This window comes from Gemmobacter sp. LW-1 (assembly GCF_001303875.1).
GTDB classification, from domain to species: domain Bacteria; phylum Pseudomonadota; class Alphaproteobacteria; order Rhodobacterales; family Rhodobacteraceae; genus Gemmobacter; species Gemmobacter caeni.
This window is the reverse complement of the sequence record NZ_LJSC01000038.1, coordinates 25304-47398: the sequence shown is the minus strand read 5'-3', so window position 1 is coordinate 47398 and position 22095 is coordinate 25304. Positions and strand designations below refer to the sequence as shown.

Annotated in this window: 23 protein-coding genes and 1 pseudogene; 9 read left to right on the top strand and 15 right to left on the bottom strand. The window is 64.3% G+C overall.

Annotated features, from left to right (window positions below; all coding sequences use genetic code 11):
- From AO684_RS22240 to AO684_RS10280, 6 genes and pseudogenes are all read right to left on the bottom strand, one after another.
- Positions 1-312: pseudogene (locus tag AO684_RS22240) on the bottom strand (molybdopterin biosynthesis protein); the annotation flags it as partial.
- Positions 312-779 (bottom strand): dUTP diphosphatase, encoded by a 468-nt coding sequence (dut, locus tag AO684_RS10300; protein WP_054302670.1) that lies wholly within the window; start codon positions 777-779, stop codon positions 312-314. The gene dut and the pseudogene AO684_RS22240, both read right to left, overlap by 1 nt.
- Before the next feature lie 62 nt (positions 780-841).
- Positions 842-1450: a nucleoside/nucleotide kinase family protein gene (locus AO684_RS10295; RefSeq protein ID WP_054302669.1), complete on the bottom strand. Its 609-nt coding sequence runs from the start codon at positions 1448-1450 to the stop codon at positions 842-844.
- Positions 1447-2229 carry an ATP-binding cassette domain-containing protein gene (locus AO684_RS10290; protein ID WP_054302668.1) on the bottom strand — a complete coding sequence of 261 codons (783 nt, stop codon included), beginning with the start codon at positions 2227-2229 and terminating at the stop codon, positions 1447-1449. Before AO684_RS10290 ends, AO684_RS10295 begins: the two co-directional genes overlap by 4 nt.
- A complete protein-coding gene (locus AO684_RS10285) occupies positions 2226-3299 on the bottom strand; it encodes an ABC transporter permease (protein ID WP_054302667.1) in 1074 nt (357 codons plus the stop codon). The genes AO684_RS10290 and AO684_RS10285 overlap by 4 nt, the downstream gene beginning before the upstream one ends.
- A gap of 116 nt (positions 3300-3415) precedes the next feature.
- Positions 3416-4390, bottom strand: coding sequence for a sugar ABC transporter substrate-binding protein (locus tag AO684_RS10280; RefSeq protein WP_235451263.1), 975 nt, complete (start codon positions 4388-4390; stop codon positions 3416-3418).
- Positions 4391-4664: 274 nt separating this feature from the next.
- Here AO684_RS10280 and AO684_RS10275 point away from each other — a divergent pair, with 274 nt between their 5' ends.
- The 8 genes from AO684_RS10275 to AO684_RS10240 all read left to right on the top strand — a co-directional run bounded on the left by AO684_RS10275 (position 4665) and on the right by AO684_RS10240 (position 12442).
- Positions 4665-5120, top strand: a complete 456-nt coding sequence (locus AO684_RS10275; protein ID WP_054302665.1) for an RbsD/FucU family protein — start codon at positions 4665-4667, stop codon at positions 5118-5120.
- 59 nt (positions 5121-5179) lie between these two features.
- Positions 5180-6406 (top strand): ROK family transcriptional regulator, encoded by a 1227-nt coding sequence (locus tag AO684_RS10270; RefSeq protein WP_054302664.1) that lies wholly within the window; start codon positions 5180-5182, stop codon positions 6404-6406.
- A gap of 172 nt (positions 6407-6578) precedes the next feature.
- Positions 6579-9431, top strand: coding sequence for a monovalent cation/H+ antiporter subunit A (locus AO684_RS10265; protein WP_054302663.1), 2853 nt, complete (start codon positions 6579-6581; stop codon positions 9429-9431).
- A 1-nt stretch (position 9432) separates the two neighbouring features.
- Complete coding sequence (locus AO684_RS10260) at positions 9433-9765, top strand: Na+/H+ antiporter subunit C (RefSeq protein ID WP_054302662.1); 333 nt, start codon at positions 9433-9435, stop codon at positions 9763-9765.
- Complete coding sequence (locus AO684_RS10255) at positions 9765-11270, top strand: monovalent cation/H+ antiporter subunit D (protein ID WP_054302661.1); 1506 nt, start codon at positions 9765-9767, stop codon at positions 11268-11270. The genes AO684_RS10260 and AO684_RS10255 overlap by 1 nt, the downstream gene beginning before the upstream one ends.
- Before the next feature lies 1 nt (position 11271).
- Positions 11272-11763 carry a Na+/H+ antiporter subunit E gene (locus tag AO684_RS10250; RefSeq protein WP_054302660.1) on the top strand — a complete coding sequence of 164 codons (492 nt, stop codon included), beginning with the start codon at positions 11272-11274 and terminating at the stop codon, positions 11761-11763.
- A complete protein-coding gene (locus tag AO684_RS10245) occupies positions 11760-12029 on the top strand; it encodes a K+/H+ antiporter subunit F (RefSeq protein ID WP_054302659.1) in 270 nt (89 codons plus the stop codon). The genes AO684_RS10250 and AO684_RS10245 overlap by 4 nt, the downstream gene beginning before the upstream one ends.
- 11 nt (positions 12030-12040) lie before the next feature.
- The gene (locus AO684_RS10240; protein WP_054302658.1) at positions 12041-12442 is read left to right on the top strand and encodes a Na+/H+ antiporter subunit G; all 402 of its coding nucleotides are present in this window, start codon (positions 12041-12043) and stop codon (positions 12440-12442) included.
- Between the two features lie 54 nt (positions 12443-12496).
- Here the strand turns inward: AO684_RS10240 and AO684_RS10235 are convergent, their stop codons facing one another.
- The 5 genes from AO684_RS10235 to AO684_RS10215 form a co-directional block, all read right to left on the bottom strand.
- A complete protein-coding gene (locus AO684_RS10235; RefSeq protein ID WP_054302657.1) occupies positions 12497-12733 on the bottom strand; it encodes an Lrp/AsnC family transcriptional regulator in 237 nt (78 codons plus the stop codon).
- Between the two features lie 89 nt (positions 12734-12822).
- Complete coding sequence (locus tag AO684_RS10230; protein WP_054302687.1) at positions 12823-14349, bottom strand: ATP-dependent RecD-like DNA helicase; 1527 nt, start codon at positions 14347-14349, stop codon at positions 12823-12825.
- Between the two features lie 43 nt (positions 14350-14392).
- On the bottom strand, positions 14393-14581 hold the full coding sequence (locus AO684_RS10225) for a hypothetical protein (protein ID WP_054302656.1): 189 nt from the start codon (positions 14579-14581) through the stop codon (positions 14393-14395).
- Positions 14582-14740: 159 nt separating this feature from the next.
- Positions 14741-16033: a crotonyl-CoA carboxylase/reductase gene (ccrA, locus tag AO684_RS10220; RefSeq protein WP_054302655.1), complete on the bottom strand. Its 1293-nt coding sequence runs from the start codon at positions 16031-16033 to the stop codon at positions 14741-14743.
- A 211-nt stretch (positions 16034-16244) separates the two neighbouring features.
- Positions 16245-16685: a hypothetical protein gene (locus AO684_RS10215; RefSeq protein WP_054302654.1), complete on the bottom strand. Its 441-nt coding sequence runs from the start codon at positions 16683-16685 to the stop codon at positions 16245-16247.
- Between the two features lie 160 nt (positions 16686-16845).
- Between AO684_RS10215 and AO684_RS10210 the strand changes: the two genes are divergently transcribed.
- Complete coding sequence (locus AO684_RS10210) at positions 16846-17754, top strand: alpha/beta hydrolase (RefSeq protein ID WP_054302686.1); 909 nt, start codon at positions 16846-16848, stop codon at positions 17752-17754.
- Here the strand turns inward: AO684_RS10210 and AO684_RS10205 are convergent.
- From AO684_RS10205 to AO684_RS10190, 4 genes are all read right to left on the bottom strand, one after another.
- Positions 17751-18581, bottom strand: coding sequence for an alkaline phosphatase family protein (locus AO684_RS10205; RefSeq protein ID WP_054302653.1), 831 nt, complete (start codon positions 18579-18581; stop codon positions 17751-17753). The genes AO684_RS10210 and AO684_RS10205 overlap by 4 nt on opposite strands.
- 106 nt (positions 18582-18687) lie before the next feature.
- On the bottom strand, positions 18688-20325 hold the full coding sequence (locus tag AO684_RS10200; RefSeq protein ID WP_054302652.1) for an ABC transporter ATP-binding protein: 1638 nt from the start codon (positions 20323-20325) through the stop codon (positions 18688-18690).
- Positions 20318-21136 carry an ABC transporter permease gene (locus AO684_RS10195; protein WP_054302651.1) on the bottom strand — a complete coding sequence of 273 codons (819 nt, stop codon included), beginning with the start codon at positions 21134-21136 and terminating at the stop codon, positions 20318-20320. Before AO684_RS10195 ends, AO684_RS10200 begins: the two co-directional genes overlap by 8 nt.
- The gene (locus tag AO684_RS10190; RefSeq protein ID WP_054302650.1) at positions 21133-22092 is read right to left on the bottom strand and encodes an ABC transporter permease; all 960 of its coding nucleotides are present in this window, start codon (positions 22090-22092) and stop codon (positions 21133-21135) included. The genes AO684_RS10195 and AO684_RS10190 overlap by 4 nt, the downstream gene beginning before the upstream one ends.
- Between the last annotated feature and the right edge of the window lie 3 nt (positions 22093-22095).

The following is a 22095-nucleotide window of genomic DNA, read 5'->3' as shown; positions in this document are numbered from 1 at the left end:
GCGGGCATAGCGATTCAGCTCTGCCTCGCGGAACGTGCCTTGCGGTTTCGCCTCTTCCATCGGTTTCGCCCTTTCCCGCAGTGCACCCAAACCCCGACGATAGGCCAGCGTCAGAGCGGCAACACCGCCCAGCACCAGCCAGAGCCGCAGATCGCCAAGACCCGCCCGCAAGCCCCCGTCGGGAAGGATCAGCAGCGACAGCACCACCAGCGCCCAGATTACAACGATCATGCCGCCCCGCGCACGGGTGGAAGCGCCCATGATCCCGCCGATGATCCAGACGGCCGCGAAAGCTGCGAAGACCGCGAGCATCAGCGCCGCCCGGTCGATCCGAAACCGCCCGCGCCGCGCGCGGTCTCGCCCAGCGCCTCGACCACCACCATGCGCACCTGCACCACCGGCGCCACGATCATCTGCGCGATGCGGTCGCCATGCTGCACGGTGTAGGGTTCCGCCCCCAGATTGACCAGCGCCACCCCCAGCGGGCCGCGATAGTCGCTGTCGATGGTGCCGGGCGTATTAGGCAGGGTGATGCCGTGCTTCAGCGCAAGGCCAGAGCGCGGGCGCACCTGCATCTCGAAACCGTCCGGGATTTCGACGCGGATACCAGTCGGCACGATGAGCCGCTGCATCGGTTGCAGGGTGATGCCTGTGTCTCTTTGATCCGGCGGCAGGTTGGCGCGGATATCGGCCCCCGCCGCGCCGGGGGTTTCATAGGCAGGCAGGGCCAGGTTTCGGTCTGCCCAGTCTTCCCACATGATCCGCAGTTCCGGCGCCATCCTGTCCCTCCGTTTGCCCCCTTATGGGGCGCGAGGCCGGGCAGTGGCAAGCCACCCCGGCGTCAGGGCCGGATCACGATTTCCGCCTGCGCACTATGCCGCAGCACGCGCCGGGCATTCGGAATATCATTCGACAGCGCCTTCTCCCGCGCCTGTTCAGGCGCAAAACCATGGTCGAGCCAGCGCCGGACCAGACGCCGCTCCAGCTCTGCCTCCGGCACCTCCAGCGCGAGGGTCAGATCGTAAAGCGGCCGTGCATCAGACCAGGGGGCTTCATCCAGCAACAGATAATTGCCCTCGACGATCAGCAGCCGGTCGTCAGGCCGCACCACATCGCCGCCCGCCCGCGCGAGATCCAGCCTGCGATCGAATGTGGGAATGACCACCTCAGGTTCTGCCCGCAACCGCTGCACCAGATGCACGAAGCCCAAGGCATCAAAGCTTTCCGGGCAGCCCTTGCGCGTCTGAAGGCCCCGCGCCTCCAGCACCCGGTTGTCCAGATGAAAGCCATCCATCGGCACCATGCGGGCACCTTCGCCCAGCGCCGCGACCAGCGCCGCGGCCAGGGTGGATTTGCCCGCCCCCGGCGGACCGGCGAGGGCGGTGATGAACCGCCCCCGCCCTGCCGCCCTGCGGCGGATCTCGTCGGCCAGTACGGCCGGGGTCGTCATGCTTCCTCGCTCACGCCGTCAGGCAGCTTGGCCCCGGTCATGAAGGCCACCGCATCCGACATGCTGTAATCGCCGGGCCTGATGACACAGAGCCTGCGGCCCAGCCGGTGAATGTGGATGCGATCCGCCACCTCGAACACATGCGGCATATTGTGGCTGATGAGGATGATCGGGATGCCGCGCGAACGCACATCACGGATCAGTTCCAGCACGCGGCGGCTTTCCTTGACGCCCAGCGCGGCGGTGGGCTCGTCAAGGATCACGACCTTCGAGCCGAAAGCCGCCGCCCGTGCCACCGCGACCCCCTGCCGTTGGCCGCCCGAAAGCGTTTCCACCGGCTGGTTGATGTTCTGAATGGTCATCAGCCCCAGCTCGTTCAGCTTGGCGCGGGCGAATTTTTCCATCGCAGGGCGGTCAAGCTGGCGGAACAGGTTGCCCATCAGGCCGGGTTTGCGCAACTCGCGGCCCATGAACATGTTGTCGGCGATGGACAGCGCGGGCGACATGGCCAGCGTCTGATAGACGCATTCGATGCCATGCGCGCGCGCCTCCAGCGGGCTTTCAAACCGGACAGGCTTGCCATCAAGCGTGATCTCGCCCTCGTCAGGCTGCACCGCCCCCGACAGCGCCTTGATGAGCGAGGATTTCCCCGCACCATTGTCGCCGATCACCGCCAGAATCTCGCCCGGCATCAGATCGAAGTCGCAGTTGTCGAGCGCGGTCACCTTGCCATAGCGCTTGACCAGACCACGCGCCTTGAGAAGAGGTTCTTGCGTCATGCCGATACCTTTCTGATCCACTGGTCCACGGCCACGGCGAAGATGATAAGCACGCCGATCAGGAAGAAGGTCCATTGCGGGTCGGTGCCGACAAGGCGCAGGCCCATTTCAAAGACGCCCACGATCAGCGCGCCGAAGAACATGCCGACGATGGAGCCGCGCCCGCCGAAAAGGCTGATCCCCCCGATCACCACGGCGGTGATGGACTGGATGTTGCCCAGTTGCCCGGTCGATGCAGTGGGAGAGACAGAGCCGAAGCGGCCGATCATCACCCAGCCAGCGATGGCGCAGAACAGCCCGGCCAGAGCATAGACCTGGATCAGGATGCGCTTGGTCTGCACGCCAGCCAGTTCCGCCGCATCGGGGTCGTCGCCCACGGCATAGACATGGCGGCCCCAGGCGGTATGGCGCAGCACATAGGCCATGATCGCCACCAGCGCGATCATCAGGAACACGGCGTAAAGCACCTTCACCCCGCCCGGCTGGATCGCATTCCCCCAGAATTGCAGCGCCGGAGCCTGCGCGGCAATGTCCGAGGACCGGATCGTCTCGTTCGCCGAGAAAATGAAATTCGAGGCCAGAAGGATCTGCCAGGTGCCCAGCGTGACGATGAAGGGTGGCAGCTTCACCTTCGCGACCAGCCAGCCGTTGATGAAGCCCATAGCTGTGCCGAGTGCCAGCCCGATCAGGATGGCCAGCGGCGCCGGTATCCCGTAGCGGAAGGTCATCTGGCCCATAAGCACAGAGGAAAACACTGCGATGGCGCCGACCGAAAGGTCGATCCCCGCCGTCAGAACGACGATGGATTGCGCGCAGCCCAGAATGCCCACAATGGCAATCTGTTGCAGGATGGTGGAAAGCGTGGTCGGTTTGAAGAAATTGGCCGACAGCACCCCGAAGATCACCAGCGCCACCACCAGAACGATCATCGGCACGGCCGAGGGCGTCTGGTGCAGCCAGTGCTGGATGCGTTTCAGGGCGGTCTTGTCGTCTTGGAATTCGGCGACCTTTTCCGAGGCGCCTTTCAGCCCCTCTTCAAACGTCGTCGCAGCCTTGGCGTCGGATGTCATGTCATTCCCCCTTTGCCTCGCCCGGTTCGCGCGGGCGCGCTTGCGACAAGGGCGGCGCTTGGCCGCCCCTGGAGGTCAGTTTCAGGGTTTTCGGGTTCTGGATCAATGCCGGGCCTTCAGCCCCAGCACAGTTCCGTGCCCTTGGTGGTGTCAATCGACTCGACCCCTGCGACCGGCTTGTCGGTCACAAGCGCCACGCCGGTATCGAAGAAGTCCTTGCCTTCAGTCGGCGCGGGCTTGGTGCCGTCGGCAGCATATTTGGCAATCGCCTCGATCCCCAGCGAAGCCATCAGCAGCGGATATTGCTGCGAGGTGGCCCCGATCACGCCGTCTTTGACGTTGGCAACGCCCGGACAGCCGCCGTCCACCGAAACGATCAGCACATCCTTTTCACGTCCCACGGCCTTGAGCGCCTCATAGGCCCCGGCAGCAGAGGGTTCGTTGATCGTGTAGACGACATTGATGTCGGGGTCTTTGGTCAGCAGGGCTTCCATGGCTTTCAGGCCGCCCTCCTCGTTGCCCGAGGTGACTTCGTTACCGATGATACGGGCGTCGGTCTCGTCACCCCATTTGTTCGGATCGGCGAGATCGACGCCAAAACCTTGCAGGAAGCCCTGATCGCGCAGCACGTCGACCGAGGGTTGTGCAATGGACAGGTCCAGCAGCGCGATCTTGGCTTCGGCGGCCTTGTCGCCCAGCGTGGCCTTGGCCCATTCGCCGATCAGCAGGCCGGCGCGGAAGTTGTCAGTCGCGAAGGTGGCATCAGCGGCATCAATCGGGTCAAGCGGCGTGTCCAGCGCGATGACCAGAACACCGGCGTCGCGCGCGGCTTTCACGGCATCGACGATAGCCTTGGTGTCCGAGGCGGTCAGCAGGATGCCCTTGGCACCATCGGCCACACAGGCCTCGATAGCCGCGACCTGGCTTTCATGGTCGCCGTCGATCTTGCCCGCATAGGATTTCAGCGTCACGCCCAGTTCGGCGGCCTTCGCTTCGGCGCCTTCCTTCATTTTCACGAAGAAGGGGTTTGTGTCGGTCTTAGTGATCAGGCAGGCCGATACACCTTCGGCCATGGCCGGAGCCGCCGACATCAGGGCAAGCGCAGCAGCGCCCGCAAGGGCTTTGGTCTTGAATTTCATGTCTATTCCTCCCAAGGGAACGGGTTTTCACCCGATGGCCGAAGCGAACACAGCGCCTCTCACTCGCTGCGTTGGACACAGAAAGCCTGATTCCCGGTCTTGGGTCAAGATAAATAAATCAGTCTGATTTAATATTGACAGCTGCGTCGCTCTGCCCCCACTCTGGCGGGGACAGACACAAGCTGCCCATGACTCGGGCAGTGCGCGCCCAAAGAGGTGAAATTCCATGCTGATCGGCCTGCCTGCCCTGCTTGGGCCCGAAATGCTCTTTACCCTGCGCGCCATGGGGCATGGCGACGAGATCGCGCTGGTCGATGCGAACTACCCCGCTCTGAGCCATGCGCAGCGGCTGATCCGGGCAGACGGGCACGGGATGATCGCGGTCCTGTCGGCCATCCTCGCGGTGCTGCCGCTGGACCGCGATGTGCCCGCCCCGATCCTGCGCGCCGCGCTGAACAACGATCCGGCACAGGCAGGCGACATCCATCACCGGATCGACGCCACCTGCGCCGATCTTGCCCCGGATCATGCCGTAGCGCCGCTGGAAGGAGCGGCGCTTTATCCGCGCATCCGCGCCGCACATGCGATCATTGCCACCGGCGAGCCGGAGCTATACGGCAATGTCATATTGCGTAAGGGTGTCATCGGCCCGCAGGACAGACCCGTCAGCCCGCGCCGCTGACCTTCCTGCAAGGCACAAGGGATCGGGAGGAGGCCGACGTGCCGCAAGTGACCACAGCGATGGATCGGCAAAGCCCCGAGGCGCCGGGCGGCGCGATCATGGGCACGGCGGGCGCACGCGGCTCCAACCAGTCAGGCATGCGCGCCCACAACGAACGTCTTGTCCTCAGCCTGCTGCGCCAGCACGGCGCCCTTGCAAAAACCGATATCGCCCGCATTACCGGCCTGTCGGCACAAACCGTGTCGGTAATCATGCGGGCGCTGGAGCAGGACGGCCTGCTCGCACGCGGCGAGCCGGTGCGCGGCAAGATCGGTCAGCCTTCGGTGCCGATGTCACTTGCGGCCGACGGTGCCTTTTTCCTGGGGCTGAAACTCGGGCGGCGGTCGGCCGATCTGAGCCTTGTGGATTTCACCGGCAAGGTGCGCGCCACCCGGCGACGGGTCTATCGCTATCCGACCCCCGATCAGGTGCTGGCCTTCGCGGCCGAGGCGGTGCCCGCACTCTGCGCCACCCTGCCTGAAACCCTGCGTGACCGTGTTGCCGGAATGGGCGTCGCCATGCCCTTCCAGCTGTGGAGCTGGGTGCAGTTCATCGGCGCCCCACAAGCCGCGATGGATGCCTGGCGCAGCACCGACATCGCCGCCGAACTGGCGGCGGTGACGGGCCTTTCGGTCACCGTGCAGAACGATGCCACAGCCGCCTGCGGGGCCGAACTGGTTTTCGGAACCGGCGAAAAGCCGAACGACTTTCTGTATTTCTACTTCGGCTATTTCATCGGCGGCGGGCTGGTCATCAATGGCCAGCTTTTCACCGGGCGCAGCGGCAATGCCGCAGGCGTGGGGCCGATGCTGGTGCCGGGCCGCGACGGGCGCATGCGGCGGCTCCTGACCATCGCCTCGCTGTCGAGCCTCGCCGCCGCCATGGATGCCGCGGGCGAGGACTCATCGCATCTGTGGGAGAACCCGGCGCCCTGGCATGTCAGCCCCACCATTCTGGACGACTGGATGACCGAGGCTGCCGAGGGGCTGGCGGCGGCCATCATCAGCGCCTCGGCGCTGCTGGAACTGGGGGCAGTCCTGATCGACGGCTGGATGCCCGCCGAAATCCGGGCCGAAATCACCCGGCGCACCCATGCGTCACTTCATCGCATGGATCTGCAAGGCATCGACCCGCCGCAGATCCGCGAAGGCACCATCGGCCCGGAGGCCCGCGCCTTGGGTGCAGCCGCGATTCCCCTTGCACAGCGCTATTTGCTCGAACAGGGTGCGGTATTGACCGAGGGCTAGGCGATCCCGGCCCCGGCGGCCGCCGGTTGTGCATTTCTGCAAAAATCGTGGTCGCAGGGGCGATTTCCGGCCCGGAAATGCTTGCTCCACCCTGTATTTGGCCCATATAGGGCCAAAGCCAGCCCGACCAGACACGACGCCCGAGAACGGCCAAAGACGGAACGCCCCCGGTATGTCACTTGCCTTGATCGCTGCGCTGCCATTTCTCGGCACGCTCCTCCCCGGTCTCCTGATCCGTGCGGGGCGCAATGCCTGCGCCGCCACCACCGGATCTGTTACCCTTCTTGCCCTTGTGGGACTGCTCTTGCACATCCCCGCCGTCTTGCGAGGCGAGACGATCCAGACACGGTTCGACTGGCTGCCCGCGCTGGGGCTGAACGCGACCTTCTTCCTTGACGGGCTGGGCCTGCTGTTCGCCGGGCTGATCCTTGGCATAGGGTTGCTGATCATCCTTTACGCGCGCTTCTACCTGTCACCGCGCGATCCCATGGGGCAGTTTTATACCTATCTGATGCTGTTTCAGGGCGCCATGGTAGGGATTGTCCTGTCCGACAACATCCTGCTTCTCCTGGTGTTCTGGGAACTGACCTCGCTGTCGTCCTTCCTGCTGATCGGCTACTGGAAGCACCTGCCCGAGGGGCGTCAGGGCGCGCGCATGGCGCTGACGGTGACCGGCGGCGGCGGGCTTGCGATGATTGCGGGCATGCTGATCCTTGGCAATATCGTCGGCAGCTATGACCTGACGGTGATCCTGCAACACAAGGCCGAGATTCAGGCAAGCGACTGGTATCTGCCGGCGCTGATCCTGATCCTGCTGGGCGCCTTTACCAAATCGGCGCAGTTCCCGTTCCATTTCTGGCTGCCACATGCGATGGCCGCCCCCACCCCGGTTTCGGCCTATCTGCATTCGGCGACCATGGTGAAGGCGGGCATCTTCCTGATGGCGCGCATGTGGCCGGTGCTGGCGGGCACGCCGGAGTGGTTCTGGATCGTGACCTCCGCCGGGCTGTTCACCATGGTGATGGCGGCCAAGATCGCCTTCTTCAAGGATGACCTCAAGGCGCTGCTGGCGTTTTCGACCGTCTCGCACCTTGGCCTGATCACCATGCTGCTGGGCTTTGGCACCAAGGCGGCGGCGACGGTCGCGGTGTTCCACATCATCAACCACGCCACTTTCAAGGCGGCGCTGTTCATGTCCGCCGGGATCGTCGATCACGAGACCCATACCCGCGACATCAAGCGGCTGGGCGGGCTGCGGCACCTGATGCCGGTCACTTTCACCATCGCCACGGTGGCGGGCCTGTCGATGGCGGGCATTCCGCCCTTCAACGGCTTCCTGTCCAAGGAGATGATGCTGGAGGAAGCCGCCCATACCGCCCCCTGGGTCATCCCGGCGCTGGCGGTGATCGGGGCGCTGTTCTCGGTCGCCTATTCCTTCCGGCTGATCGCACATACCTTCCTTGGCCCGGTGCGCGACGATTATCCGCACAAGCCGCATGATCCCGGCTTCGGCATGTGGGCGGCCCCTGCCCTGCTGGCGGTTCTGGTGGTGCTGATCGGTCTGATGCCGATGACCTTTGCGGGCTGGCTGGTCGATGCGGCGGCAGGCGCCGTCACCGGCGAGGGCGTCAACGCCCATATCAAGCACTGGCACGGGCTGCAAAGCCCGGCGCTGTGGATGTCGCTGGCGGCCATCGGCGGAGGTCTGATGCTCCTGGGCCTGCATGCCGCGATGGACCGCATCTGGCTCGCCATCCCCCGCCCTGAGGCCAAGCGCATTTTCGACGCCATCATCGAGCCGCTGGCCCGTCTGGCCGGTGCACTGACCCGCGCACTGCACACCGGGCGGATGGGCGGCTATCTCGGCGCAGCCACGGCCACCATCGTGGCGGTCGGCGCCTATGCCTTCTTCAGCGGCAGCCATACCCCCGGATCGCGGCCTCTGACGGTGATCGAGCCGGTGGCCGCCATCGGCTGGCTGGCACTGATGGCTGCAACCATTGCCGTGGCCACCCTGCACCGGCAGCGCCTTCTGACGCTGGTTCTGGTGGGGGTGATCGGCCTCGTGGTCAGCGTGGGCTTCGCCTATCTTTCGGCGCCTGATCTGGCGCTGACCCAGATCTCGGTCGAGGTGGCAACGGTGATCCTGCTGCTGCTGGCGCTGAACTTCCTGCCGAAATACACACCGTCGGAAAGCCCGACCGGCCGCAAGCTGCGCGACGCAGTGCTGGCAGGCGCAGGCGGCCTTGCAGTTGGCGGGCTGATCTATGCGCTGATGACGCGCGATTTCGCCTTCCCCACCATTGCCGATTTCCACCTTGCCAATTCCAAGACCGGCGGCGGCGGCACCAATGTGGTGAACGTGATCCTCGTGGACTTCCGGGGCTACGATACATTTGGCGAGATCACGGTACTCGGCATCGCCGCGACGCTGATCTACGCGCTGACCGAAGCGCTGCTGCGTCCCGGCCCCGCCAACACCCGCCTGCTGAACTGGGTCAGCGACACGCCGGACGCCGGTGACCGCCACCCGCTGATGATGGTGGTCGCGACCCGGATGATGCTGCCCATCGCGCTGATGGTGGGCATCTACATCTTCCTGCGCGGCCATAACGTTCCCGGCGGCGGCTTCGTCGCGGGCCTTGTGGTCGCCATCGCGCTGGTCATGCAGTACATGGCTTCCGGCTTTGGCTGGACGGCCGCGCGGCAGAAGATCGACTATCACGGGCTGATCGGCGCGGGCGTCCTGATCGCCGCCGCCACCGGCATCGGCTCATGGTTCGCGGGCGCGCCCTTCATGACTTCGGCCTTTGGCTATTTCAAGCTGCCGGGGCTGGAGGAATTCGAACTGGCCACCGCCGCGCTGTTTGACCTTGGCGTGTTCCTGACCGTTCTGGGCGCGGTGATGCTGGCGCTGTCCTCGCTGTCGCGCATCGCCATCCGCGCGGGACAGACGGTCAACGTCGAAGCCTATGACGTGCACCCCGAAGATGAAGTTCCCGCACCGGCACAGGAGGCGAAGTAACATGGAAATCCTTGTCGCCTCTGCCGTGGGCCTGATGACCGCCGTGGGCATTTATCTGATCCTGCGCTTGCGCAGCTTTCCGGTCATCGTCGGTCTGGCGTTGCTGTCCTATGCCTGCAACGCCTTCATCTTTGCCTCGGGCCGCATCGTGACCGGCCTGCCGCCGATCCTGTCGAAAACTGCCGCGGGCTACACCGATCCGCTGCCGCAGGCGCTGGTGCTGACCGCTATCGTGATCTCCTTCGGCATGACCGCGGTGATCGTGATGATGGCGCTGGGGGCTTTCCTCGAATCCGGCGACGACCGCATCGACCTCGCGGAGGATGACAAGTGATGAACCACTGGATCATCGTTCCGGTTGTCCTGCCCGCCATCATGGGCGCCTTCACCCTGCTGGTGCTGCGCACCACGCTTGATCTGGCGCGGGTGTTTTCCACCGCTGCAACGCTTGCCCTGCTGGCCGTGTCAGTCATGCTGCTGCATGACGCCACGGTAAACGGCCCCGAAGTCTATTTCCTTGGCGACTGGCCCGCGCCCTTCGGCATCGTTCTGGTGCTGGACCGGCTGTCCGCGCTGATGGTGGCGCTGACGGCGTTCCTCGCGCTTGCGGTCCAGCTTTATGCCATCGGCACCGGATGGGATCGGAAGGGGCGCCACTTTCACGCCCTCTGGCAGTTTCAGCTGATGGGCGTCTGCGGCGCTTTTCTGACCGGCGACGCCTTCAACCTGTTTGTCTTCTTCGAGGTGCTGCTGATCGCCAGCTACGGGCTGATGATCCATGGCGGCGGGCGTGACCGTCTGAAGGCCGGGGTGCAATATGTGGCCTATAACCTGCTCGGTTCCACCCTGTTCCTGTTTGCCCTTGCCACGATCTATTCGGTGACCGGCACGCTGAACATGGCCGACCTTGCGGTGAAGCTGCCCGATCTGCCGGAAGGGGATTTCGCGCTGATGCGCGCTGCCGGGGTGATGCTGCTGATGGTCTTCGCCATCAAGGGCGCGCTGGTGCCATTGCACTTCTGGCTGCCCGCCACCTATGCCGAGGCGCCCGGCCCGGTCGCCGCGCTGTTTGCGGTGATGACCAAGGTGGGCGCCTATGCGGTGATCCGCTGCTATACCCTGTTCTTCCCTGAAGACCTGCCCGCAACCGGCCTGCTGTTCGCCGACCTGTTGCTGCCAGCCGCCCTGATCACCCTGTTCGTCGGCGCTTTCGGCGTGATGGGCGCGCGCAATCTGGGCCGGGTCGCTGCTTTTGCCGCCATCACCTCGATGGGGACACTGTTCACTGCCGTGGCGCAGTTCACCCCCGAGGCAACGGCCGCGGCACTTTACTATGCCGTGCATTCGACGCTGGCGGGCGGCGCGCTGTTCCTCATCGCGGATCTGGTGGTCAGCCGCCGCGGCACCGGCTCACTGACTGAGGCGTTGTCCCCCCTGCCCCAGAACGGCCTCATCGCCTCGTTCTTCATGGCTTCGGCGATTGCGACCGCCGGGATGCCCCCGCTTTCGGGCTTCCTTGGCAAGCTGCTGATCCTTGATGCGACCCGTGGCCCGGATATGGCGCTGGTCTGGGGCGCGATCCTTGTCAGTTCTTTCCTCGTCATCCTCGGCCTGAGCCGCACAGGCTCCACCCTGTTCTGGAAGTCGCAGGCCACCCCCGGTGATCTGCCTGCCCATCCGGCGCAGCCGCTTGCTTTCGTGGCAACCGGCGGGCTCTTGGCAGCACTGGCGCTCTGGACCGTTGCCGCCGGTCCCGCGACCGCCTGGCTGGAGGAGACCGCGCTGATGCTGCACACGCCGGATGCCTATATCGCCGCCAATAAACTGGGAGGGGAGTGATATGCTGCGCAAGATCCTGCCACATCCCGGCCTGTCCGCGCTGCTGATCCTGACATGGCTGCTGCTGGTCAATGATTTCAAATGGGGCAGCCTGGTCTTTGCCACCATTCTGGCTATCTGCATCCCGTGGCTGACAGCGCCGTTCTGGCCCGACCGGCCGGTGGTGAAGAACTGGCTCGCCGCCGCCGAATTCGTGCTGATCGTGCTGTATGACATCGTAAAATCCAACATCACGGTCGCGCTGATCGTCCTGTTCAAGCCGAAGTCGCAGATCCATCCGCTGTGGGTGACCGTGCCGCTGGACCTGCGCACGCCCGAGGCGATTACGGTTCTGGCCGGGACCATCACGATGACGCCCGGCACCGTCACCGCCGACATGTCGGCGGATGGCCGGTCGCTGCTGGTGCATTGTCTGGATGCCACCGATGCCGATGCCATCCGCGACGATATCAAATCTCGTTACGAGACCCGGTTGATGAGGATTTTCGAATGATCGCAGCCGCCCTCACCTTCGCTTTCGCCTGCTATGGGATCGGTGTGCTGATCTGCCTGTGGCGCGTGATCTTCGCGCCCTCGATCCCCGACCGCGTGCTGGCACTGGATACAATGGTCGTGAACATGATCGCGCTGATCGTGATTTACGGGATCGCCATCGGTACCGGCACTTACTTTGAAGCTGCGATGCTGTTCGCGATGACGGGCTTCGTCTCTTCCGTCGCCTATGCGAAGTTCATCCTGCGCGGCGACATCATCGAATGAGGGGCTGACAGATGTTTGCGGAAATCCTTGTCGCGGCCCTTCTGGTCATTTCGGGCGTCTTCGCGCTGGTCGGCAGCTATGGGCTGATCAAGCTGCCAGACCTGATGACCCGGCTTCATGCGCCGACCAAAGCCTCTACCCTGGGGGTTGGCGGCGCGCTGATCGCCTCGATGCTGCATGCGATCGTCTGGCGTAACGAAGTGAGCTGGCACGAGCTTCTGATCACGTTATTCCTGTTTCTCACCGCGCCGATTACAGCGAATTTCATCGCCAAGGCCCATATGGCCGAGAAGCTGAAATCCGGCGATCTGCCGCCCACCGGCACTGACCGTGACTGGGCAACGCTGGACATGAGCGAAGAGCCGGTGCAGCCCGAGATGACCCCGCCCGGCCAGCCGGGGCGGCCGTCCTGAACGCGGAACGGGCGGGCCGCCCGTGGTGGCTCCCTGCCCGCGGAAAGCCCGTCCTCAGAACGCCTTGAACGTCATCGTGGTCAGCGTGCGGACGATGCCCGGAATGTCGAACAGCCGTTCTGACAGATAATGGCCCACATCCTCGCCCTCGGGGATGTAAACCTTTGCGATCAGGTCATATTCCCCCGAGGTCGAATAAAGCTCGCTCACCACCTCGCGGTCGTAGATGGCGGTGGCGACGCTGTAGGTCTGGCCGGGAGTGCAACGGAACTGGACGAAAACGCAGGTCATGGGAGGCTCCTTTCTGCGCGAGACTAGCGCGGGGCACGGGCAAAAGTCTTGCAAGACTTTTGCAAATTTCTTCCTCAGGAAATTTGCGCTCAGCCCTCCGGGCGGAGGCTGAGCGGCGCGGCCGTCTGGCCGCGCAGGTCGTCGATTCCGAGCGGAGCCTGCGGGCGTCCAAGCCGGTTGCGCACCACCCAGTGCAGGCGTTTCTCGGCGCGGGTGATCGCGACATAGGCCAGCCGTTTCCACAACGGAATCCCCGCCTCGGTGCGCCCCGCCTGGGCCGCCGCCCAAAGGTCGGGTGCAAAGACCTGCACCTCGGGCCATTGCGAGCCCTGCGCCTTGTGGATGGTCACCGCCGCCCCATGGAGAAAGGTCGCACCCATGGTGGCGGCCTGCGGGATGAAGGGTTCTTCCTCGTCCGGCTTTTCGATCTTGATGATCGAAGCGGCGGAAAGCTGCGGCTCCTCGGCGCCAATCACATGCAGACGGGCAAAGCCCTGCCGCGTGCCGGGACCAAGGTAGATCACCTGCGCCCCCTTGATCAGCCCACGTGCCTCCAGATCAATGCGTTTTTTGCGGTGTTTCAGCGGCAGTTCGATCCCGTCGCAGATCAGGGGTTCACCCGGCAGCAGTTCGTCCTCTGGTGCGCCATGCACGGCGCGGAAAGCGTTGATCAGCCGGATGCGTGTCGCGTTGCGCCAGACCAGCACCGGGCTGCGCGCCATCATCTCGCTGTCCACACGCTCCGCCCAGACCACACGGTCATCGCTGCGGGCGGCCTTTTCGACCATACGCTCGAACTCCTCGAACCGCAGATCGGGGTCGGCCAACGCATGTGCCAGATCGAGGATCGGGTTACCCTCTGCCTGCCGGTGAATGCGGCTGAGCATCAGCTTCGCGTGCTCGCCCAGCGTATCGAACACCATCTGGCCGCTTTGCCCCACCGGGGCCAGCTGCGCCGGATCGCCGAACAGCACCAGCGAGGGAAAGATCTCGCGCAGGTCATCGAACTGCCGGTCGTCCAGCATCGAGCTTTCGTCGATGAAGCCCACGTCCAGCGGCTCTTCCCGTCGCTTCCAGCCCTTGATGAAATCGGACCCGCGCAACCCGGCCGCCGCCAGCGCACCGGGGATCGAGGCGACCTGATCGTAGAACGCCTTCGCCCGGTCGAGTGCCTGCTCGGTCAGCCCCTCGACCTCGGGGCGCTTTGCATTCCCGGCCAGCCATTCGGCGATCAGTTCGTACTGCGGATCATAGACCGGGGTGTAGAGGATGCGGTGGATCGTGGTCGCCGGAACGCCCCGCATGCGCAGCACCGAAGCAGCCTTGTTGGTCGGCGCCAGAATCGCCAGCGTGCGGCGGTCCTTACGTTTCTTGCCCTCGTAATCGCCCGAGACGATATCGACACCGGCAGCCTGCAAGGCCTTGTAAAGACTGGCCAGCAGCATGGTCTTGCCCGAACCGGCCTTGCCGATCACCGCCAGAACGGTGTTCTTGCCCTCGACCGGCGGTGACAGCACACCCTCCGCCAGATCAATGCCCATGCCACGCAGGCGTTCGGCCACACGGTCCCAGGCTTCGGCCTGATCTTCGGAAAACGGCAAGGCTGGGTTCGTCATGCGGCGGACCATAGACCAGCCGCGCCGCAATGGCGAGAGGGCCTCAGTTCGGCCGCCCGCCAGAGGCTGGCCCCCGCCCCCGCAGATCCGCGCCGCCATCGGTCATCGCTGAAATCTCGGCCTCGGCCACGCGCAGCGCCGTATGGATCTGTGCCGCAAAGGCAGGCAGGCCATTGGTCAGCGCGAAGTTATGCAGATCTGTCAGGACATCAAAAATCCACTCGTCGCGCATGAAGCCCCCGTCCCGTAATCGTCAATGAATCGCGCACAGTCCCGCAACTCAACGTGACACTATCGCCGGAGTGGTCAACAGATTGTCACCATCTGCCGATTTTCCAAAGCGAAACGCCGCCCGGTGGGGCGGCGTTTGCGTCGTGTATCGGCAGAGGGCTCAGCGGTCACGGCTCGCTTCCAGCGTGTCCTCGAAGGTGCGCAGGCCGGTGCGCGGCGCCTGCACCAGCACGGCCATGTTGCCCGGCTTGTGCTGGTTGCGCAGCATCAGCGTATGCGCCTTGGGGATCTCGGCCCAGGGGAAGACCTCGGACATGCAGGGGTCCAGACGGCGTTCGCACATCAGACGGTTGGCGGCGGCGGCCTGTTTCAGATGGGCGAAGTGGCTGCCTTGCAGGCGCTTCTGGTGCATCCACATGTAGCGCACGTCGAAGGTGCAGTTGAAACCCGAGGTGCCGGCACAGATCACCACCATGCCGCCCTTCTTCACCACCAGCGTCGACACCGGGAAGGTGCTTTCGCCCGGATGTTCGAACACCATGTCGACGCTCACACCCTTGCCGGTGATATCCCAGATCGCCTTGCCGAACTTCCGGGCCTCTTTCAGCCATTCGTTATATTCGGGGCTGTTCACCGTGGGCAGCTGCCCCCAGCATTTGAAATCCTTGCGGTTGATCACGCCTTTGGCGCCAAGGCCCATGACGAAATCGCGCTTGTCCTCGTCCGAGATGACGCCGATCGCATTGGCGCCCGCCGCATTGGCCAGCTGGATCGCGTAAGACCCCAGACCGCCCGAGGCGCCCCAGACCAGCACGTTCTGGCCCGGTTTCAGCTCGTGCGGGTGATGGCCGAACAGCATCCGGTAAGCGGTGGCCAGGGTCAGCGTGTAGCAGGCCGATTCTTCCCAGGTCAGGTGCTTCGGACGCGGCATAAGCTGCTGCGCCTGCACGCGGGTGAACTGCGCGAAGGAACCGTCATGCGTCTCGTAGCCCCAGATCCGCTGGGTGGGCGAGAACATCGGGTCGCCGCCGTTGCACTCCTCGTCGTCGCCATCATCCTGGTTGCAGTGGATCACCACCTCATCACCCACTTTCCAGCGGGTCACACGGTCGCCCACCGCCCAGACGATACCCGAGGCATCGGAACCGGCGATGTGATAGGGCTGCTTGTGACCGTCGAAGGGCGAGATCGGCACGCCGAGACCGGCCCAGACGCCGTTGTAGTTCACCCCGGCTGCCATCACCAGAACCAGCACTTCGTGGCTGTCCAGTTCCCAGGTCGGCACGACCTCAAGCTGCATCGCCTGCTCGGGCTCGCCGTGGCGCTCGCGGCGGATAGCCCAGGCATACATATTTTTCGGCACATGGCCGAGCGGCGGCATTTCACCAATCTCATACAGATCTTTTTTCGGCGCGTCATAAGCGGCGATCGCGGATTGCGTATCCAGTGCCATCGGGGCCTCCTGCCAGAATGATGCCGCGCCGCAGAATCGGCGCGGGTCTGGGCACAGAAATACATTCGTCACGCAACTTTGCAACAACAATAAAGTACATGTTGTAATTTTATGTCCGCCGCGTCGCAGCGTTATCGCATAAGCTGTGACATGGGCCACAAAGCAAAAGCGCGCCCGAAGGCGCGCTTGGTATGTCGGGTCTGCACAGGGCTCAGGCCGCGCGCCACACCAGCCTTTCGCGCAGCGCATGTTCAAAACCAACCCGAAGCGATACCGCCGAAACCGGCGCGCGCAGCAGGATCGGCTCCATCCGGTCTTCGGGGAAGGTCTGCCCGCCCTTGACCTCGGAAGACAGCAGGATCGCCGGAATACGCAGACCGCTGCCCCGCAGCAGCGACAAGGCCCGCCGCCCCGCCTCCAGCCCGCCGAAGACATCGCAATCCATCATCAGCATGCCGTATCCGGCAGGATCGTCCAGCAGCGCCGACATTGCGGCAAACAGTTCGTGCTGTTCCTCCACCAGACCGCCGAACCCCGCCACGCGGCGCATGATCTCTTCGGTGCGGTTTGACATCGGATCTGCCAGCAACAACACACGGACCCCCCACCCAACAAGGGCGGCATCTTCTTCCATCGGTCGGAACATCTGCATGGCGGTCCTCACGGGCTGAGCTGCGGTCCTCCTGTTGCTACAGGTGGAATATGGCGGATTTGAGGGGAAAGGATGTTCTGTCCTCCCCGCTGCGGGGCACCTCTGGCAGGGCCGCAGTCGCTCTGCTTTGATGCCCCTGAACAAGGGGCAGGGAATCATCATGTCACAGAGCGATTACCAGAAGCTTATCGACGGCCCCACCTGGGCCTTCATCCGGGAAACCGAGCGCTGGTATCCGCCGGATGCGGTTGGCCTGACCATCGCAGGCCAGCGCGAGGTCTATGACCGGATGTGCGCCGCCTTTCGCCAGCCCCGCCCCGAGGGGCTGGGGGTCGAAGACCACTCCATGGGCGGTGTGCCCTGCCGGATCTACACGCCGAAAGGCGCGCAACAGACCATGATGTATTTCCACGGTGGCGGGTTCGTCGTTGGCGGTCTCGACAGCCATGATGACGTTTGCGCGGAAATGGCGGCGGTGACCGGCTTCCGCGTGGTCAGCGCCGATTACCGGCTGAGCCCGGAACATGTACATCCGGCGGCCTTTGACGATTGCATCGCCGCCACGCGGGCGACGGCCGCGGATTATGGCGGGGCGCTGATCCTGGCGGGTGATTCGGCCGGGGGCGCACTGGCGGCCTCCGTCGCACACGCTCTGCGCGGGGAACTGGCTCTGAATGGGATGCTGCTGATCTATCCGGGCCTTGGCGGCGACCGGACGACCGGCAGCTACCAGACCCATGCGGAGGCTCCGATGCTGACGCTGGCGGATACGGAATATTACGAAAAGATCCGACACGGCGGCCCCGCGCCGGAAGCCGACCCCACCGCCTCGGCCCTGCGTGATACCGACTTCAGCGGCCTGCCGCCGGTGGCTGCCTTCGCCGCCGAATGCGATCCGTTGGCCGATGACCCGTTCACCTACGCCGCGAAGGTGCGCGCCGCAGGTGGTCAAGCCGAGGCCCTGCTGGATGAAGGGCTGGTGCATGGCTGGCTGCGCGCACGCCATAGTGTGCCGCGTGCCCGCGCGGCTTTCGACCGGATTCTGGGACGTCTCAAAGCGCTGGCTTAACGCAGGAAGACCGGCCCGGTCATGCTGTCTGGCACCGGAACCCCCAGTCGGCTCAGGATCGTCGGCGCCAGCGAAAGCTGATCCAGCAGCACATCCGGTGCAGGCCCTTCGGCCGCGCCGAAATAATAAAGCGCGAAGTCGCGCTGTTCATCCGCCGCGCCACCGTGATGGCCCCGCATGTCCTGCCCGTGATCGGCGGTCACAATGACCTCATACCCCGCATCCAGCCAGCGTTGCAGGAAGGGCGCAAGCTGCGCATCCAGCGCATAACAGGCGTGGTCCATCTCGTGGCAGGCATGGCCAAAACGGTGGCCCATGCTGTCAAGCGTGCAGGTGTGCAGCATGCCGTAGTCGATGCCATGGCGTTCACACAGCCGGGTCAGCGTGGCGAACAGATCGTGGTCGGCGGGCGTGGTCTGGTTGATCAGGTTGTAGCCATACATCGTGTGGAAACGGCCATGGCTGATCGGGCCATCGGGTTCATCATATTCCACATCACGCACGGCATCGAAGGGCGCCCGGTTGAAAAATTCGGACCAGAAGCTGTGCGCCACAGCCCCTGTTTTCAGCCCCGCGCGATGCGATTCGGAAAAGATGTCGGGATGGTCGAGCCGCCGAACCGCCTCGTTCCCCCAGACGCGGGTGATTTGCGGCGGCAGGCCGGTGTGGATCGAGGCATAACAGGTGGCCGAGGTCGACGGCAGGACCGAGCGCATCTTCCACACCCGCGCATCACCTTGCGCGACCCAGCCTTCCAGATTGCCGAACAGCCTGCGCCAGTTGGCATAGGGCACACCGTCGATGAGGATGAGAAGCAGCTTGGGCATCAGGTCGCTCCAACCCGGCGGGGCCGCCCTATGGTGCGGACGGATGCCTCCGGCGGGGATATTTGGGCCAGGATGAATGGGCAAGGCCACGCCCTGCCCCGTCTGTTCAGTTGCCTGCGCCTTCCATCTTGCGATGGTCGAGCACCTGTTCCAGCCAGCCGAGCTTCATTTCCGGCACCGAAGACAGCAGGAGGTCGGTGTAATCATCGAAAGGCGGTGCCAGCACGTCGGATTTCGGCCCGTAGCGTTGCACCTTGCCCTTGAACATCACCGCGATACGGTCGGCGATGGCGCGAACGGTCGCAAGGTCATGGGTGATGAACAGGTAAGCGACGCCCTCCTGCGCCTGAAGCTCCAGCAGGAGTTTCAGAATGCCATCGGCCACCAGCGGGTCGAGCGCCGAAGTCACCTCGTCGCAGATGATCAGCTTCGGCTTTGCAGCCAGCGCGCGGGCGATGCAGACGCGCTGTTTCTGGCCCCCGGAAAGCTCGGCCGGATAGCGGTCGGCAAAGCCCTTGCCCATCTCGATCTGGTCCAGAAGTTCCTGCACGCGCTTGCGTTTCTCGGCCCCACGCAGGCCGAAATAGAACTCCAGCGGGCGGCCGATGATGGTTTCAACCGTCTGGCGCGGGTTCATCGCCACATCGGCCATCTGGTAAATCATCTGCAATTCGCGCAGATCATTGCGCGAGCGGCCCGCCAGATCGGGCGAGAGATCGCGCCCATCAAAGGTGATGCGCCCCTGCGCAGCGGGCAGAAGCCCGGTGATCACCCGCGCCAGAGTCGACTTACCGGAGCCGCTTTCACCGACAATGGCCAGCGTCTGCCCCGGCGGCAGATCGACGGTCACGTTCTTCAGCACATCGAAATGCGTGCCCTTGTAGCGCGCAGTGACGTTCTGGACGCTGAGCACCGGCGCGACATCGGGGTTCTTCTCGGCATGGTCGATGGAACGGACCGAGACCAGCGCGCGGGTATAGTCCTCTTGCGGGGCCTCGATGATCTGCTGGCAGGTGCCGTATTCGACGGTCTTGCCGTGGCGCAGCACCATGATGTGATCGGAGACCTGCGCCACCACTGCAAGGTCATGGGTGATGTAAAGCGCGCCGACCCCAGTTTCATGGATCGCCCGCTTGATCGCCGCCAGCACGTCGATCTGGGTCGTGACGTCCAGCGCCGTGGTCGGTTCGTCGAAGATCACCAGATCCGGCTTCGGACACAACGCCATCGCCGTCATCACCCGCTGCAACTGTCCGCCGGACACCTGGTGCGGGAAGCGCTTGCCGATGGTTTCGGGGTTGGGCAGGCCAAGCTGGCGGAACAGATCGACCGCGCGGGCCTCGGCCTCGGCCCGGCCCATCATACCGCGCGCCAGCGTCGTCTCGATCACCTGTTCCATCAGCGGCTTCGCCGGATTGAAGGCGGCTGCGGCGGATTGGGCGACATAAGTCACCTCTTTGCCGCGGAGCGAGCGCAAGCCGCCAGCGCCGCCCTTGAGGATGTCGCGACCGTTCAGCCAGACCTCACCCCCCGTGATGCGGACGCCGCCCCGGCCATAGGCCATCGACGACAGCCCGATGGTGGATTTGCCGGCGCCGCTTTCGCCGATCAGGCCCAGCACCTTGCCCTTTTCCAGCGTGAAGGACACGCCATGCACCAGCGTCACATCCTTCGGCGGCTCGCCCGGCGGATAGCTCGTCGCCTCGATCACGAGGCCGCGCACGTCAAGAAGCGTCTCAGGCACCGCGGCCTCCTTTCAGGCTGGAGGTGCGGTTGAGCACCCAGTCGGCCACGAGGTTCACCGAAATCGCCAGCGTCGCGATGGCGAAGGCCGGGATCAGCGCGGCGGGGATACCGTAGACGATGCCCTCCTTGTTTTCCTTCACGATGCCGCCCCAATCCGCCATCGGCGGTTGCACGCCAAGCCCGAGGAACGAGAGGGTGGAGATGAACAGCACGGCAAAGATGAAGCGCAGACCCATTTCGGCGACCAGCGGCGACAGCGCATTGGGCAGGATCTCGCGGAAGATGATCCAGCCCTGTTTCTCGCCCCGCAGGCGCGCGGCCTCGACGTAATCCATCACGGCGATGTCCACCGCCACGGCGCGGGCCAGACGGAACACCCGCGTGCTGTCGAGAATCCCCATGACGAGGATCAGCACCGGGATGGTGACCGGCATGACCGACAGCACCACCAGCGCCGAGATCAGCGAGGGGATGGACATCATCAGATCGACCAGACGCGACAGCACCTGATCGACCCAGCCGCCCTTGACCGCCGCGAAGAAGCCAAGGATCGAGCCCATGCCGAAGGACAGCAGCGTCGCACAGGTGGCGATGAAGATGGTGGTGCGCCCGCCCCAGATCATGCGGGACAAGAGATCGCGCCCGATGGAATCTGTGCCCAGCCAGAACTGGCTGGACGAAGGCTCCCAACTGTCGCCGACGATTTCGGCCATGCCGTAAGGGGCAATCCAGGGGGCGAGCAGTGCGGCGGCGAAGTAGGCGCCGGTGAAGACGAGGCCGATCAGCGCGGCCAGGGGCAGTCGCGTCATTTCGGGTGCCTCAGTCGCGGATTTGCAAGAATGGAAACGAGGTCGGCAATCAGGTTCAGCCCGATATAGACCCCGGCGAAGACAAGCCCGCAGGCCTGCACGACCGGCACATCACGCTTGGAAACGTGATCGACCAGATATTGCCCCATACCGGGATAGACGAAGACCACCTCGACCACCACGACACCCACCACCAGATAGGCAAGGTTGATCATCACCACGTTGACCACCGGCGCGATGGCATTGGGGAAGGCATGGCGCGCGATGATGGCGAAGGGACGCAGGCCCTTCAGCTCTGCCGTCTCAATATAGGCCGATTGCATCACGTTCAGGATGGCGGCGCGGGTCATCCGCATCATGTGGCCCAGCACCGCCAGCACCAGAACGATGACCGGCAGACCAATGGCGTAAAGCCGGTCGCCAAAGCCCATGCCGTCATAGACCGTCGAAAGCGAAGGCAGCAGCCGGTATTGCACCGCAAGGAAGAAGATCACGATATAGCCCAGCAGGAACTCCGGCACCGAAATGGTGGCGAGCGTCACTGCCGAGATCAGCTTGTCGGGCCAGCGGTTGCGATAGCGTACCGACACCAGACCCAGAATGATGGCCAAGGGCACCGCGATGACAGCGGCGCAGGCGGCCAGGAACAGCGTGTTCAGCAGACGTTTGCCAAGCGCGGGCGCGATGGGCTGGCCATTGGTCAGCGCATTGCCAAGATCGCCGTGCAACACCCCGCCGAGCCACGAAAAATAGCGCGTCAGCGCCGGCTCGTTCAGCCCCAGTTCCTGACGCAGGTTGGCCAGCGTCTCGGGCGTGGCGGACTGGCCGAGGATCGACTGCGCCACGTCACCGGGCAGGATCTGTGTACCCACGAAAATCAGCACCGAAGCTGCAAGCAGCAGCAGGAGGCCCAGCGCAATGCGCTGGGCAACCAGTTTGATCACCGGATGGACCATCGG